The sequence below is a fragment of the Pedobacter humicola genome (genome assembly GCF_056490705.1).
This window is the reverse complement of the sequence record NZ_JBWJIG010000019.1, coordinates 48,146-63,803: the sequence shown is the minus strand read 5'-3', so window position 1 is coordinate 63,803 and position 15,658 is coordinate 48,146. Positions and strand designations below refer to the sequence as shown.

Sequence of the window (15,658 nt, the reverse complement as noted above, 5' to 3'; positions counted from 1 at the left end):
GTATGGGTTTATTTTTAGTTATTTTGCAAAACTTTAACGCGGGGTAGCCACGTTATTTTTAGAAACACAACACTTTCATATGAAAATAGTTTTTATGGGTACGCCCGATTTCGCCGTAGCTTCTTTAGATGCCTTAGTCAAAGCCAATTTCGATGTAGTTGCGGTAGTTACTGCACCGGATAAACCTGCTGGCCGTGGACAAAAACTAAATGAAAGTGCCGTGAAAAAATATGCTGTAGAAAAAGGAATCCCTGTTTTACAACCCGAAAAATTAAAAAACCCTGAATTTATTGAGGAGTTAAGGTCGTACCATGCTGATTTACAAGTGGTAGTAGCCTTTAGGATGTTACCGGTAGTAGTTTGGAGCATGCCCGTAAAAGGAACCATAAATTTACATGGTTCATTACTCCCGCAGTACCGGGGTGCGGCACCAATCAACCACGCCATTATTAATGGAGAAAAAGAAAGCGGAGTAACTACCTTTTTCCTTAAAGAAGAAATTGATACAGGAGATATTATCCTGAGCGATAGTGTAACTATTGCCGATGATGAAACTGCCGGCGAATTGCATGATAAACTCATGCTTGTTGGCGCAAATCTTTTGGTAAAAACGCTTCATGCCGTCGAAGCAGGCAGCATAACCGAGCAACCACAGCCGCAAAATATTGATTTAAAACATGCACCAAAGATTTTCAAGGAAGATTGTAAAATCGACTGGAACAGGCCAGCACAGACCATCCATAATTTAATCCGTGGTTTAAGTCCTTACCCAACCGCTTTTACGTTGCTTAACGAGAAAAATTTAAAGGTATTTAAAGCAGAAATAGAAGATAAAGCGCCTGAAATTGACGCCGGGAGCTTTTTAACCGATGGTAAAACCTATCTAAAGTTTGCTGCAAAAGATGGTTTCATCAAACTTTTAGATATCCAATACGAAGGAAAAAAACGCATGTTGATCGAAGACTTTTTAAGGGGTATGCGTTTATAATTTTGATTTATTAACTCTAATAGCCGTTTGCAATAGAGTTGACAATTCTTTTAGTCGGTTCCATAAGCGGCCGTTACATTGACTCGATAGAATTAATAAATCATTGTTTTTTTGGAAAGCAGTTACAGTAGCTTTTGGCTTCATCCAGCCCCGCTCCCGCTTCTGCCAATTTGAAAGAAATTGGCATCCCGCTTTGATCGGGTTTAAATGGCTTAGACACCGCAATAATTGAAAATTAATATGCAAAAGAACAGGCAAGTGAGATCACCTGCCTGTTTAATCTAAAAACTACCGGTTATAATGATCGATAGCTCTTTCTATATTTTTTTTACCGGATTCGCCTACAAGGAAACCTCCTAAACTTAAGCCCGCACCGAGCCCCAGTAAAACAAAACTACCGGTGTAATTGCGATGTTCGAGACTTGGGATATTCCCATTGCGTGTAATTCCTGGGCCCGACATCAGTGTTACTCCACTTGCAATAATTGCCACTCCTGCTGCTACATACATTACAATGCCAGTAATTTTGGTATTTCTATAGCGTTTTAGGTAAGCTAAACTTTTAGGATTATCGGCCATTGCCTCATTCAGATTGTTATAACCCACCTTTTTCAGATCAGAAAGCCCCTTGTTAAAGAACATTCTTGTATTTACAACCTGCCGCCTATAATCTCTAAACCTGTAATAATCCCCTTCAAAACGAACATCACCATAAACCACCTCCTGGTAGAGGTTGATCTTACCTTCGATAATTCGCTCCGCAAAGGATGACTGCCTTAAAAAATTGAGTTTCCTTGTATTGGCAAAGAAACCATCTTCGTTATTAAAGAATTTGATCTGGCTGGTTAGTACCTTTCTTGAATCGGCCCTAATTGACCATGAACCGGAAAAATCGGGGCGCAACCTGATCTTTTGGGCATAAATGATTGAATCAGAATTGAGGTACAGAAAATTTCTGGATCCGTTCTCCTGCGAACGGGCGTTCAGGCCATAGCAAGCCATCACGAGAATGAGTAGTTTTTTCATTTCGGTTAAATTTGTGTGTAACCAATAATACTAAAATTCTATAAAATTAAAAATACCTATAGTGCTGATAAATGCGGCTATAACATAAAAGATACGGTGACCAGCAGTCCGAAGTCCTGAGTCTGGAGTCCGAAGTCAATTCACCCAAATGAACCAGGTTAAGTTTGGCGTTGAGCGCGCGGGGTTTGGCGTCAGTTAACCGGTTAACCCAATGAACTAATGATAAATGAACCATTGAACTACATAGCGTTCAACTTCTCGATCAAAAATTTCGATACCTCGTTAAAATAACGTTTCCTACCATACCCCATTACCCATTGAATTCCTTGTGTAGCGTTGGTGATAAAAACTTCTTCAGCTTCTTTTAAGATTTCGGGATTGATCTGCGCTTCGGTTAAAGGCATATCGTTCATTTTGCACAATTGCATAATCGCCGTACGCATCACTCCACTTACGCAGCCTTCAGCCAAAGAAGGGGTATAAATTTGTTTATTATACACCACAAAAACGTTGGCACTGATGCTTTCGCAAAGAAAACCATATTGGTTCAGGATCATCGCCTCATCTAAGCGGTTCTGACTTTTAAAAATTCCGGCCATTACATAAAGCAGGGCATTGGACGTTTTAAAATTAGATAGTTTATTAACAGGTTTGGTTATTTCGTCGAACACATCAATAATTAAACCTTTGCTGTTTAATTCGTACGTGGAAGCTTTTAACGGAATACCCTCCAAAACATAACCTGCTTTATTAATTTCAGGTGTGTAAACTCCCGCCCCTCCCCTGTAAACCGAAAGACGGAAACGTACATTGCCATTCCACTTGTTCCGTTTGGCCAGATCGGCAGTTTTTTGACGCAAAAAATAATCGTCCATTAAAGCATGACCATCTATTTTTAGCGCTTTCATACCCGCTGTAAGCCTATCGGCATGTAAATCGGCAAATTGCAGCTTATTGTTAATCATCCTCATACTTTCAAACAGCCCGTCGCCAAATTTGAAACTTCTGTTCGAAGCCATTAAAACCGGAACGTCTACCGCATGAAACTCATCATTAAATAAAAGGTACTCCTGAAGCATATTTATGATGTAACGATGTAATTTTCCCATTTGGTTAGGCCAGCTTTAAAATCGGGCGGCAATGGCGATTCGAAATACATATATTCTTTTGTAGTCGGGTGAATAAAACCTAAACTCTGTGCATGTAAAGCCTGACGGGGCAATAGTTCGAAACAATTATCGACAAACTGTTTGTACTTGTTAAAGGTGGTTCCCTTTAAAATTTTATCGCCACCATACATGGCATCGTTAAATAAGGGATGTCCGATGTGCTGCATATGTGCCCTGATCTGGTGTGTACGACCGGTTTCGAGCTCACAACTAATCAAGGTTACATATCCCAAACGTTTTAATACTTTATAGTGCGTTACCGACCATTTACCTTTTTCTTCATCATCGTAAATATCCATTACACGGCGGTCTTTCACGCTTCGGCCAATGTAACCTGTTACTGTTCCATCATTTTCAATATCACCCCAAACCAGGGCTATATATCTACGGGTAATGCTGTGATCAAAAAACTGACGCGCCAAATGCGTAATCGATTTTTCATTTTTACTGATCAGCAATAAGCCTGAGGTATCCTTATCAATACGGTGTACCAAACCCGGGCGGCCATCGTTGCCCGGCAATTGTGGAAGCTGCTCAAAGTGGAATGCCAAAGCATTAACCAATGTACCTGTATAATTGTTAAAACCCGGGTGAACGACCATACCGGCAGCTTTATTGACCACTAAAAGATCGCTATCCTCATAAATAATATCAAGCGGTAAATCTTCCGGATAAACTTCGGTATCGCGTGGAGGATGGGGCAAAACAATAGATATCTCATCACGAGGTTTAACCTTATAACTCGCTTTGATCTGCTTTTGATTAACCAATACATTGCCTGCATCAATTGCATTCTGAATACGGTTTCGCGAGGCATTTTCTACGCGCACCATCAAAAATTTATCGATACGCAGCAAAGACTGCCCTTTATCTACAATGATTTTGAGATGTTCATATAATTCCTGCTCTTCTGATTCCTGCAATTCGACCACATTTTCCATGGCGCAAAAATAAACTTTTAACTTCAAGATTTTTTTAATGATTGCAGTTTTCGAAAAAACAGCCTTTTTTATCCACAATTAAAACATCCTAAGTCATTTATTTTGTATTTGTACACCGTATAGTACAGCATCCTGAATGTTGATATATTCTGATAAGAATTCCATTTCCTAATATATTCTTTATTTTTACACGTGTTCGAAGAAATCTATAGCCCTGTACAAAAAATAGCATTTGGGTCCTTTAACAAGCTCTTTGTTAAACGTGATGATCTCATCGATCCTTATATTTCGGGCAACAAATGGCGCAAACTCAAATATATTTTAGCAAGGGCTAAAGAGGAAAACAAAACGCACCTGGTTACCTTTGGTGGTGCGTATTCCAATCATCTGGTGGCCACTGCTGCCGCAGCATCAAGATCGGGCTTAACTGCAACCGCCTTTGTTCGTGGAGAAGAAGTGAAAAATGAAATGTTGTTGCTGTGCAGTTTATTCGGTATGAAACTCATTTTTACCGACCGTGAAAGCTACCGGGACAAACAAAAGCTGTTTCAACAACATTTCGCTAATGATACCCAGGCTTATTTTATCGATGAAGGCGGCGCATCTGCCGAGGCTACTATCGGCTGTTCAGAAATAATTGGAGAATTAACCGAAACCTACGATCATATTTTCTGTGCAGCAGGAACTGGAACTACTGCAGCGGGTTTATTGCAGGGAATTCAGCGACACAATTTAAAGACTAAACTACATATCATTCCAGTATTAAAAGGTGCTTCGTTTATCAAAGATGAAATAACGAAATATACTCCCCTTTCCAGCCACCTGGAACTTCACCACAACTATCATTTCGGGGGTTATGCGAAAACCACCCCCGAATTGATTGAATTTATTAAAACCTTTACCGCGCAAACAGGCTTGCTTCTGGATCCCGTTTATACCGCAAAAATGTTCTACGCTATTCTGGATCTTCACCAAAAAGGAATAATCGGTACAGATGAAAATGTGCTGGCCGTCCATACCGGTGGGTTGATGGGCCTATTTGGGATGAAAGATAAGTTTTAGTATTACCTAAGTTTAATATGGTACATGAACTTATAAACCAGTAATTTCCAATATCATACCACCTATTTGTCAGAATTGATTAACATTTTTATTAAAAATTTAAAAGTAAACAAACGTTTACTTACTTTTGATTCGTATTAATGATGATGAATATATGCGGCCAAAAAATTTAGTGAAAGAAGAAGCAATCCGATCGATTGCGCTACAGATGATCTCTGATGAAGGATTGGAAAACCTAAGCATGCAGAAACTGGCCAAAGCAGCCCATATATCGCCACGCACCATTTACATTAAGTATGAAAACAAAGAGGATCTCCTGGTAAAACTTTTTATTGAGGAAGTTCTCGGTACTTATGAAAAAGCGGTATTGGAAAATTTTGATTCCGAAATGAATTTTATGGAAGGCATGAAAAAGTTATGGTTAAATACTTTTCATTACCTTAAAAATAATAAACCATCGTTCTCTTTAATCCAATACGGAAAATCTTCTCCCCTTTTAAATAAGGCTTTTCAGGAAAAAAATATTCAGCAGGGTGAATTCTTTGCGCCCATCCACGCCTTCTTAAAAGCAAATATTAAGGCCAGACTGATACCAGATTTACCACATGATGTACTCAGGGCATTACTCTTTTCGCCCATCCAGGATTTGGTAGCAGAATATTTTGATCATTTAGACCGACCGGTACAGATAATAAACGAGGAAGTGATTTTAACCTGTTGTGAAATCGTAATTAAAGGAATAAAAAAATAAGAAAAACAATGAACAACATTAAAAATAAAAAAATTGCCATCATAGGGGCCGGTCCCGGTGGATTGACCTTAGCCAGACTTTTGCAAATGGCTGGTTTTAATGTAAATGTATTCGAGCGCGACATTAACGAAAATGCACGTCCAAAAGGAGCTACTTTGGATTTACACGAGGAATCAGGATTGGCAGCGTTACAAGAAGCTAAACTTATGGATGCTTTTATGGCGAATTATCGTCCTGGTGCAGACCGGACGCGGATTGTTGACCAATATGGCCATATCGTTTTTGAGGATAACGATACACAAAACAGAGAAGCCTTCCGTCCGGAAATAGACCGCGGCCCATTACAAAAGATACTTTTAGATTCACTGGCCAAAGATACCGTGATTTGGGATAGCCATTTTGAGACATTAAAGCCAAACGGAGATTCGTGGCTTATTGCGTTTAAAAATGGAACCACTGTACAAGCCGATATTGTAATCGCTGCAGATGGTGCTAACTCCAAAATCCGCCCTTACATCACTCCCATTAAACCATTTTATTCAGGAGTTACCGTTGTTGAAGGAGCTGTTTATGCATCGGCAACTGCGAGTCCGAAAATGCATGCTTTGTTAAACGGGGGAAAGATTTTTGCGATGGGCAGTGAAAAATCCCTGATTGTAAGTTCGAAAGGCGATGATAGTTTGGTATTTTATACGGGGTGTAATACAGCTGAAAATTGGGCAAAAGAATCTGGCATCAACTTTTCCGACAAATCTCAGGTAACCCACTGGTTCAAAAATGAGTTTGCGGATTGGGATCCTATTTGGCTAGAATTATTTGAAAATGCATCAACCGCTTTTGTTCCCCGCCCACAATATTGCATGCCTTTTGATCAAAGCTGGGAAACGGTACCAAATTTAACCATGCTTGGCGATGCGGCACATTTAATGCCTCCTTATGCCGGCGAAGGCGTAAACATGGCCATGCTTGATGCTTTGGAACTGAGCCGTTGTTTTAAGGATAAAGATTTCCAAAATAGTCAAGAAGCCATTTCGGCTTACGAAAAACAGATGTTAAAAAGGGCGGCAGAAACGGCAGATATGACCATGCAATCAACAAAAGCACTTCACTCTGCCGATGCACTTAATTTTTTGGGGAATATATTAAGTGGGCAATAAAAAAGGTTCCGCATTATTGAGGAACCCCTATAAATTATTTAACCTGTAATGATATGTTGCTTAATGTAAATGTATATTGTATCGAAATAAGAAGAAACAAAAATCGATCAAGGCACCAAAAAAATAGATTTTTCCGGTTATATCCGTACAGCTAATTTTTTTAAGAGATAAAACACGCTAAAACTTAAAATATTCTCCCTAAATTCATCGCTGATCCTATCCATAGATGAATCCAGCAAATGAGCAGAAAATCCTTTAAAAAATTATTAACATCACTTTTATTCATTGCCATAGTTAATTTTTCATTTATCCCTGCAAAAGAAATCAAATGGACAGCTATCGGCGATTCGATTACCTACCTGAATAATCATCTGAATGAAACCGGTAACAGAACGCAAAAAGGCTATCTGGACATGGTTAAGGAACGGTTGCCTGATATTAATTATATCAATCAGGGACATAACGGCTGGACAACCGTTGGCATTGCGAAGGCAATAGATCAGCTGGGCATCGAGCAGTCAGACCTCTACTCTATTTTCCTTGGCACTAACGATTGGTGGGCAGGAGTTCCTGTCGGATCAATCGATGATTATATCAACAATACAGGAACAGGCACCACTTGTGGTGCTTATCGTAAGATTATTGATAAAATCCGCAGCCTTAACCCTGATGCCAAGATCGTGGTGATTACACCCATGCAGCGAAATGATTTTGTGTATATAGCCGATGCCAATAACAACGCTTACGGATCGTACAAAGAAAAAAACGGACAAACTTTAGAAATGTTTGCGAAAGCCATAGCCGAAATCGGTAAGCATGAAAATTTCGCCGTGGTTGATCTTTACCACAATCAAAAACTTAAACTCGAAAAACTGGTCAAATTTAAAAGATTAAAAAATCCAACAACGGGCAGCTACCAAAACTATAAATATCCTTCATCAGCGGCAATACCATTCCACCCAAAAGGTGATGATTACCCTTATCCGGTTGAAGCAATGGGTATGACTTACGATGGACTACATCCATCGGATAAAGGAAATAAGGTAATTGCGGGAAGTTTGGTTAACGTTTTTAAAAAATACACTCATTAATCTTCCGGTATTCACAAGTTAATAAAAGAAGGCCTCATGTTAACACGAGGCCTTCAAATATAATTACAGGATATTCACTTCAAAACCGCGATAACTGAGCATTTCGGCATTGTGCGATACCACCAGCTTAAGTTTCATTCTTTCAATAATTTCCCTGGCTTGGGTAATATTTCTGTGTATATCGTTTATTCCCCTTATTTCTACTCCTTTAGCCATTATTTTAAACTTTATAGGCTCAAACTTATCAATAAACTGCTGCAAATCTGATTTTATATCTAGCTCTTGTTTTTCCATGTTGATATCGTCTTTTCTTTAATTGCAAAACAAGAGAAAGCATTTTAACCCAAGTGTACAATTATGTTATCTTATCAACAAATCTTGATTACCTGAAAATATGATCAGCTAAGACAGCTTGCATCATTTATTTAATTTACAGTTAGTTTTTTACCAGCAATATCTTCCCATCTATAATAATGAAAGGTTTTATCGTCACTCATTGCTACTAACAAACCATGTTTAAAATCTGCATTTAAGGGTACAGATACCACATCAATTCCATCCGTCTGGTTTGCCGAATACTTTATGGTGGCTAATAAAGGATGTGTAACCACTCCACCTTTTTGATCAGCTACCCTGTTGTACACCTTAAGCTGTTTAGCGCCCTGATCAGAAACGAGAATATAACCTTTGTCTGCAACGGTTTTGTATATCGCAATTCCTTCATTATCTACGGCAAAGTCGCCCTGACCAAAGAATGAAAGTTCCTGGTTCCCTTTCTCCGGATCCGCATAATATTTGCGCAGCCCTACCTGCTCATCACAGTAATAAACATAACCCAGTTCGTTATCAACAGCAATGGCTTCTATTTCTTTTTTTCCGCTGTACTGACCAAATTTCCGTACCAAATCTGCTTTTACACAGCCATTTCCATTATCAGTTAACAGATATTGCCAAAGATAAGATCCCTCTTTTGGCCCGCTTTTACGTCCAACAATCGCATAAATTTGTCCGGCTTTGTTTTTATACATCGAAATCCCCATCAGGTCGCGAAATTCAGGGCCAGTTTCCCCAACAAAAACCTCAATCCCTCCATTGTCTACAGGTTTCATATCCGGAAGAGAAAATATCCTGAGTTTGTGGCTTAATCGCTCGGTGGTAACCGCGATATCAGTTGGTTTTCCGTTTAAGATTAAACCATAAGCGATATCCACGTTATCTGGTCTTTTTAAGCCTTTAACGGTTTTTGTTTTGATGATTTTGCCTTTAAGGTCGAAAACATACAGCCCGCCATTTTCATCCTTATCAGTTCCAACTACAAGCGATTGGGCCGCATCTGCAGGGTTTACCCAAATTGCGGGGTCATCTGTATCAAAATCAACAGGATCTGAAACGTACAGCGGTTTAACTTCAGCAGTATTGGCTTTACCTTTTTCTGTACTATTATTACATGCTACGGTTAAGCTTAAAACAGCAAGTATGGCAAGGTTTAAAATATTATTTTTCTTCATTTTATAATTTAGTTCCATAAGCGCCAACAAAAGTTGATGGCTGTGGTGAGGTGTAAGTAATTCCGTTTTTCATCACAATTCCCGTCTGATGATGACGGGTAAAGTTCGTAATCCCCTTGCCTAGTGCAGGAGAATTTCCCTGTAGGTGGAAGTCCCAGGCAGTGTTAAAATCGGCATTATTTACAGGGGTATTTAAAGGATAATTTACAAATTTAGGATCATTTGCCCCAGCTTCATTACTAATCATATCATCTTTACCGCCCACGATATCACCAGTTGGCTGAAACTGATTTACCGTGGTTTGATCGTAGCCATAATACCAGTTGTTGCTATAAGCAGAGCGGCTATCTTCTGGCTTTTTCGGATCTCTTTTTACGCCAAAACGGGTGTTTGCGAACAAGTTATTATAAAGATCTGCACGCACTGTACTTTCCAGCCAAACTGACCCACCTTTTGCTGTAGGCCGTCTCCAGCCTGTATTTACCATGGTATTGTTGTACACAATGATATAAGCCTGAGGGATTTTATCTCCAGTATTTGATAATTTCAAGGCATTGGTATTGGTACTGTAAACCAGATTATAAGCCACATCTGCCAAACAACCCGATTTAAAGTTCATCGCTTCTCCGCCTGTAACCCCGGTGGTATAAAAAACGTTATTGGCAAAAATAATCCGACCACCTTCAATATAAGTACAATCTTCCTGAAAGTTCCTGATGGTACTATTCTGAACAACCAATCTACCTTTTGCATTCGCAAACCAAAGTGCAGGTAAACTTTCTCCGGCTACAGCCTTGTAAAGCCCCATTTTCACTGAGGTAGAAGCATCCGAAGTTTTGGCACCACCATACTCGAGCACCACATGATCGAGCACGAGTTCCTCGCAGGTTGGACCGGCCAAAATACCGCCCCACAGTTTACCAAATTTAGTAGCTGAAGTTTTATAAAATTCGTTAACGGTAAACCTGATTGGATTTTCTGTCGTTCCGAGCGCATAAAGATTACCCTTTACGATAAATTCGGGTTTTGCCAATGTATCCATTAAAATCGTAACACCTTCTTCAATGGTTAAGGATTTACCTTCCGGGATCACCACATCGCCTTTAATCACCTGAGTGCTGCCCTTCGCCCAAACACCCGAAATTTCTCCAATCGCTGAACCATCAACAACAGTCGTATCTACATCCACATTCGCTTTTTCACATCCCGCCAAGGCCAGCACAACAAGGATCAATAATTTATAAATCTGATTCGATTTCATGTCTTTGTATCTTTAAATTCTACTTAATTAAATTTATATCTGAAGCCAACAAGGTAGTTTTGGCCATAATAATCACTTCTGATCAGGGTGTTTCCGTTTTTAACCAAATCTTCATTGATCTTTTCGTTTTCCGGATTGGTCCCTTTTATAAATAATTTTGTTGGTGTATTTAAAATGTTATTCGCTTTCACAAAAACACTAATGCCACCTTTGAAACGTTTTTCGGCAGATGCATCCATCTGGATGAAACCTTCCTGCCACAAATCGTTGTTTAAAAATTGAGATACCGTATTGATACGGGGACCTGTATAGGCACCTGCAATTTGAGCATCCCATCCTTTTTTCGTGTCTTTAAATAATAACGACAGGTTGGCAATATGCGCCGACTGACCATAAAGTGGTCGTCCCTGATCAACAGAAAGTGCCTGGATATCACCCGTTGTACTGTTAATACTTCTGGTCGTTTTAGGGGTAACAATACGGGAATGTGTATAGGTATAGTTCGCTTTTACGCCGATTTTATTAAAATACTTGATATAATCTACCTCTGCACCGTAATTATGAGCAGTACCAAAGTTTCCTGGCGTATAATAAATATCCTGTCCGCGGGTGGCATCAGCCTGAAAAGTATATTCAATCGGGTTTTTGATCTTTTTATAGAAAGTACCAACTAACAATTGCTCAGAAGCCCCGGGAAAAAGTTCGTACCGCAAATCGAAGTTATCGGCCAGGGCACGCTGCAGATTTGGATTACCTCGCTCCTGAAATTCCTCGTTCACTACTTTCCCCGGCACAATTTCATAAAATCCTGGGCGGTTTAATGCTTTGTAATAAGAAGCGTGCAGCTGTGCTTTTTCTGTTAGAAAATATTTTGCGGTTAAACTCGGCAATACATCCGTATAGATCTGGTTTCCTCTTGGAAACGATTCGCCTGCAGGAAAAAGCAGATTATAGCCTTGATTCGTGTGTTCTACCCTTGCTCCTCCGATGATTTCCAAATTAGCAGAAGCATATTTAAACATTCCGTAACCGGCACCGATTTTTTCAGTTGCATCGTAGGTAAGAGAGTTGGCTACCGCTCCCGTAGGATTGCTCACCACCAGGTTCAGATCGGTATAATCCTGGAAATTTACACCATAAACATCAAATGCATTTGCAGCACTCGGGGCCATATTGTAGTTGTTAAAAAAACTGCTTCTTTGTTTATCACGGTATAAACCTCCTGCCATGATATCTAACTTATGTGCTCCATCCAAAACACGATAGGTCAGATCCAGATATCCTGCTAAATCCTCATCGGTATTGCGCTCCCATCTGCGTGTTACCGGATTGGTATTCACTAAGCTTGTACGTTTACTTTGAAAATTTTGCTCTACTCCATTTAGGCTGATGCTTGTATTTTCTGGCACATCGTTTTTAGCTGAAGAATAAACAGCCGACCATTGTACCTTAAATTTACTGTCGAAGAATTTATGATCGCCATGAAGTGTGCTATTGTAAATCTGTTGTTCAGTTAGGCGGCTACGGGTATCGTAAACCAGTTCTGCATTTCCAGCAGCAGGATTATATACTCCGTTATAGGTAGTGGTTACCGCGTCTCTAACCTGTTGATTTTTCAGGTTAACATACACGTTATAGAGGCTGATCTGGTGATCTTTGTTAAAAACGTAACCAATTTTTCCGTGTAAACCTGTACGTTGCTGTTGTTCGGAAAACTCACGATAACTTTTACTGGTAATGGAAGCAAAAGTATTGGTTCCAACAACAGCATTGTTATAAAAAGTACTGTTGCTGCCGCGATAAGTGTTTTGATAGCTCCCGGCCAAAATTACCCCTAGTTTTTCATCCAGGAAGCGTTTACCAATAGATAAACTTCCGATTAAATTAGGCGCCGGACTTTTATATTTATAATCGATTGTGCCTTTTGTAAAATCGTTCTGCGTAGCGTTATAGGTTTTTCCATTTAATTCGTAAGGCGACTTATAATTGATACCTGAAGCATCGTAACTGGCAAACTTACGGTCCAAAAACAACTGGCTGTAACCGGTTGAGATATTCGCGTTTATCTGTAACTGACGGGGTGCATTTTTCATCACCATGTTAATGCCCCCCCCTATGGCATCGCCCTCTAAATTTGGTGTGAGTGTTTTATACACCTCTAGGCGGTCGAGCAGATCGGAAGGAAAAAGATCAAGTGGAACGTAGCGGTATTTATTATCCGGACTCGGGATTTTCACGCCATTTACCAGCGTGTAATTGTAACGTTTATCCATACCTCTTAATATGGCATATTGCCCATCGCCATTGCTGTTGCGCTCGATAGAAACTCCTGAAATGCGTTGCATAACATTGGCTACAGTTAAATCTGGTGAGATCTCAATCGACTTCCCTGATACGATATTCATCAGTTGGGTGGCATTTTTTTCTAAACGCCTTGCCCCCTGATCGGTAGAACTCACTGCATTGGTTTTAATCGTAATATCATCAAGGCTTTTCGAATCACTCTCCATATAAAACTTTAAGTGATCATTATCCTCCTTCAGCACAGTTACGGTTTTGCTGATCGTTTTATAGGTAATATAACTTACACTGATGGTTGCGGTACCTACTTTTACATCCTTAAACTCAAAAGTCCCATCCAATCCGGTATTGGTGATGCGCTTTGGGTTTTCTAAAACCACCGTAGCACCTACTATTGCTTCTCCGGTCTGCTTATCGTAAACGTGCCCTTTCAGTTTTGTGGCATTGGCTGTGCCTGCACAAAAAAGAAGTAAAAACAGAATTTGTAATCGTTTATTCATTGTGTTTGGTAATGTCTTTTTTATTTATCGACGGGGCAAAGGTGTATACACCAGTTTACACAAAGAAATTATTGGGGTTACATAAAGGCAACAGCGTTACATACGCCATATACCAAAAAGCAACACAAAAATACAAAATATTGATTATCAATTAATTATACACAAATCAAAACTCCGTTATGCTTTTATTACCGTTACATTAACAAATTGTTAAGCACCCAAAAGAGGGTAAAAAGAACAGCTATATTATAGCTGATGTAACGCTTATAATGCTTGGATAAAAGCTGATAAATTATCCCCTTGCGCCAGATTGAGCTTTTTCCGAAGTCTGTAACGAGATACCCTTAGGCTGTCGGTAGAAATCCCGAGCAATGTTGCGATATCTCCTGAATCGAGATTCATTTTGAGTAATGCAATTAAGCGCATATCGGCCGAAGTAAGTTCATGGCTATATTTTTTCAGGCTTTCAAGAAATTGATGGTGTACCTGTTCAAAAGCAACAGTAAATTCCTTCCAGTTACGCTCATGATTAAAACTTTGGTTAATCTCTGTCAGGATCTGGTTCATCTGCTTTTTCTGATCACGCTTATCTTCCTTTACCATGGCCTGTAAGGTAGTACGAAGGTTTTCCAAAAACTGGTTGTGTTTGATCAGGTTTAGGGTATGGGTAGACAGTTCTCTACTTTTAACCTCAAGCAATTGCTTCAGGTTGTGTTCTTCGAGCTGGAGATTCTTTAGCGCCAAACTCGTCATATCATGTTCAATATCCTTCTGCCGTGCCAATGTTTGCTGATCTTTAAGTTTGAGGCGTTGCCTGCTGAAAACTACAAAGCCCAGCACAATTAACAAGATAACTACTATGGTTGAGGCGAAAGCAATGATCCTATTCACTTTTTTATCGTTTTCCAGTTTATTGATTTCAGTGGTCTTTTTATTGATATCGTATAATACCTGTAAAAAGGCTACCTGCCTGGCTCCATCCTGAGAGTAAAGGTCAATAGTATGTTTATAGCCGAGTTTAACATAATAATAGGCACTGTCCATCTGATTCAATAGTTCGTAGGCTTTGCCCAGATCCCTGCAGCAAGATGCCAGTTGATAAATACTCCCTAAATCGCTGGCCAGTTTCATTGCCGCAGCAGTTTCTTTAATGCTCTCTTTATAGCGGCCGGTTTTACGCAAAATATCGCCCAAATTATTAATCACCTCAATGCTCCCTAAATTGTTATGATCGCGCTTATAAAGATCAAGCGATTGTTTGAAATTTACATAGGCCAGGTCGTATTTCCCCTGATCTTCATATACACTGCCTAAATTCTCATATATTTTTGCGGCACCACTTTTATCATTGATCCGCTCATTTATTTTTAAGGCCAGTTTCTGATAATAAAATGCACTATCGTAATTTTGCCGCTTCTCGTAAAGTTGTCCGATATTCCCAAAAACGTCCGCCTGCCCTTTCAAATCATCGTGTTTTTTATAGATAATAAGAGCTTTCCCATATGCGTTCATGGCCTTATCATGCTGTTTCATATAATAATACAGAATGCCCACATCGGCTAAATTGGCCGCCAAAAGCAAGGGTTTTGCTTCGCTGTAAAATATATGATCGGCTTTTAAAAAAAACTCTAACGACTGGCTAAAGTGCCCCTGGGTATAACAAACCTTGCCCATTTGCTGCAAACACTTTCCCTCTAAAAGTTCATCATTTCCGTCTATGGCCCGTGCATAAATTTTCTTTAGTTCAACTAAGGCCTGAGTTGGATTTTTTTGATTAACGGAAATTATTGCCTCAAATTTTTCATCCTGGGCATGAGTACCGGAAATAAAATTAAACAGGATTAGAAGAAGGAAAAGGTATTTTATCATGTTAATTATGCATCATCATTTCAATCTATAACAA

13 protein-coding genes are annotated in these 15,658 nt (G+C 39.5%); 5 read left to right on the top strand and 8 right to left on the bottom strand.

Annotation, left to right across the window (positions count from 1 at the left end; genetic code table 11):
* Positions 1-79: 79 nt before the first annotated feature.
* Positions 80-988 carry a methionyl-tRNA formyltransferase gene (fmt, locus tag AC04Q1_RS23040; protein ID WP_478366896.1) on the top strand — a complete coding sequence of 303 codons (909 nt, stop codon included), beginning with the start codon at positions 80-82 and terminating at the stop codon, positions 986-988.
* A 288-nt stretch (positions 989-1,276) separates the two neighbouring features.
* Here the strand turns inward: fmt and AC04Q1_RS23035 are convergent, their stop codons facing one another.
* The 3 genes from AC04Q1_RS23035 to AC04Q1_RS23025 all read right to left on the bottom strand — a co-directional run bounded on the left by AC04Q1_RS23035 (position 1,277) and on the right by AC04Q1_RS23025 (position 4,124).
* A complete protein-coding gene (locus AC04Q1_RS23035) occupies positions 1,277-2,014 on the bottom strand; it encodes a hypothetical protein (RefSeq protein ID WP_478366895.1) in 738 nt (245 codons plus the stop codon).
* A 239-nt stretch (positions 2,015-2,253) separates the two neighbouring features.
* Complete coding sequence (locus AC04Q1_RS23030) at positions 2,254-3,123, bottom strand: aminotransferase class IV (RefSeq protein WP_478366894.1); 870 nt, start codon at positions 3,121-3,123, stop codon at positions 2,254-2,256.
* Entirely contained in the window at positions 3,096-4,124 is a 1,029-nt protein-coding gene (locus tag AC04Q1_RS23025) for an RluA family pseudouridine synthase (RefSeq protein ID WP_478366934.1), read from the bottom strand. The genes AC04Q1_RS23030 and AC04Q1_RS23025 overlap by 28 nt, the downstream gene beginning before the upstream one ends.
* A gap of 192 nt (positions 4,125-4,316) precedes the next feature.
* Here AC04Q1_RS23025 and AC04Q1_RS23020 point away from each other — a divergent pair, with 192 nt between their 5' ends.
* The 4 genes from AC04Q1_RS23020 to AC04Q1_RS23005 all read left to right on the top strand — a co-directional run bounded on the left by AC04Q1_RS23020 (position 4,317) and on the right by AC04Q1_RS23005 (position 8,185).
* Entirely contained in the window at positions 4,317-5,186 is an 870-nt protein-coding gene (locus AC04Q1_RS23020) for a 1-aminocyclopropane-1-carboxylate deaminase/D-cysteine desulfhydrase (protein ID WP_478366893.1), read from the top strand.
* Between the two features lie 172 nt (positions 5,187-5,358).
* Positions 5,359-5,937: a TetR/AcrR family transcriptional regulator gene (locus tag AC04Q1_RS23015; RefSeq protein WP_478366892.1), complete on the top strand. Its 579-nt coding sequence runs from the start codon at positions 5,359-5,361 to the stop codon at positions 5,935-5,937.
* An 8-nt stretch (positions 5,938-5,945) separates the two neighbouring features.
* Positions 5,946-7,094, top strand: a complete 1,149-nt coding sequence (locus tag AC04Q1_RS23010) for an FAD-dependent oxidoreductase (RefSeq protein WP_478366891.1) — start codon at positions 5,946-5,948, stop codon at positions 7,092-7,094.
* Between the two features lie 239 nt (positions 7,095-7,333).
* Positions 7,334-8,185, top strand: coding sequence for an SGNH/GDSL hydrolase family protein (locus AC04Q1_RS23005; RefSeq protein WP_478366890.1), 852 nt, complete (start codon positions 7,334-7,336; stop codon positions 8,183-8,185).
* Between the two features lie 63 nt (positions 8,186-8,248).
* On the opposite strand, the gene AC04Q1_RS23000 is transcribed toward AC04Q1_RS23005, so the two are convergent.
* The 5 genes from AC04Q1_RS23000 to AC04Q1_RS22980 all read right to left on the bottom strand — a co-directional run bounded on the left by AC04Q1_RS23000 (position 8,249) and on the right by AC04Q1_RS22980 (position 15,624).
* Positions 8,249-8,479, bottom strand: coding sequence for a hypothetical protein (locus AC04Q1_RS23000; RefSeq protein WP_478366889.1), 231 nt, complete (start codon positions 8,477-8,479; stop codon positions 8,249-8,251).
* 131 nt (positions 8,480-8,610) lie between these two features.
* A complete protein-coding gene (locus AC04Q1_RS22995; RefSeq protein WP_478366888.1) occupies positions 8,611-9,693 on the bottom strand; it encodes a phytase in 1,083 nt (360 codons plus the stop codon).
* Position 9,694: 1 nt separating this feature from the next.
* Positions 9,695-10,954: a right-handed parallel beta-helix repeat-containing protein gene (locus AC04Q1_RS22990; protein ID WP_478366887.1), complete on the bottom strand. Its 1,260-nt coding sequence runs from the start codon at positions 10,952-10,954 to the stop codon at positions 9,695-9,697.
* 23 nt (positions 10,955-10,977) lie between these two features.
* A complete protein-coding gene (locus tag AC04Q1_RS22985; protein ID WP_478366886.1) occupies positions 10,978-13,755 on the bottom strand; it encodes a TonB-dependent receptor in 2,778 nt (925 codons plus the stop codon).
* A gap of 264 nt (positions 13,756-14,019) precedes the next feature.
* Complete coding sequence (locus AC04Q1_RS22980) at positions 14,020-15,624, bottom strand: tetratricopeptide repeat protein (protein WP_478366885.1); 1,605 nt, start codon at positions 15,622-15,624, stop codon at positions 14,020-14,022.
* Positions 15,625-15,658: the final 34 nt, after the last annotated feature.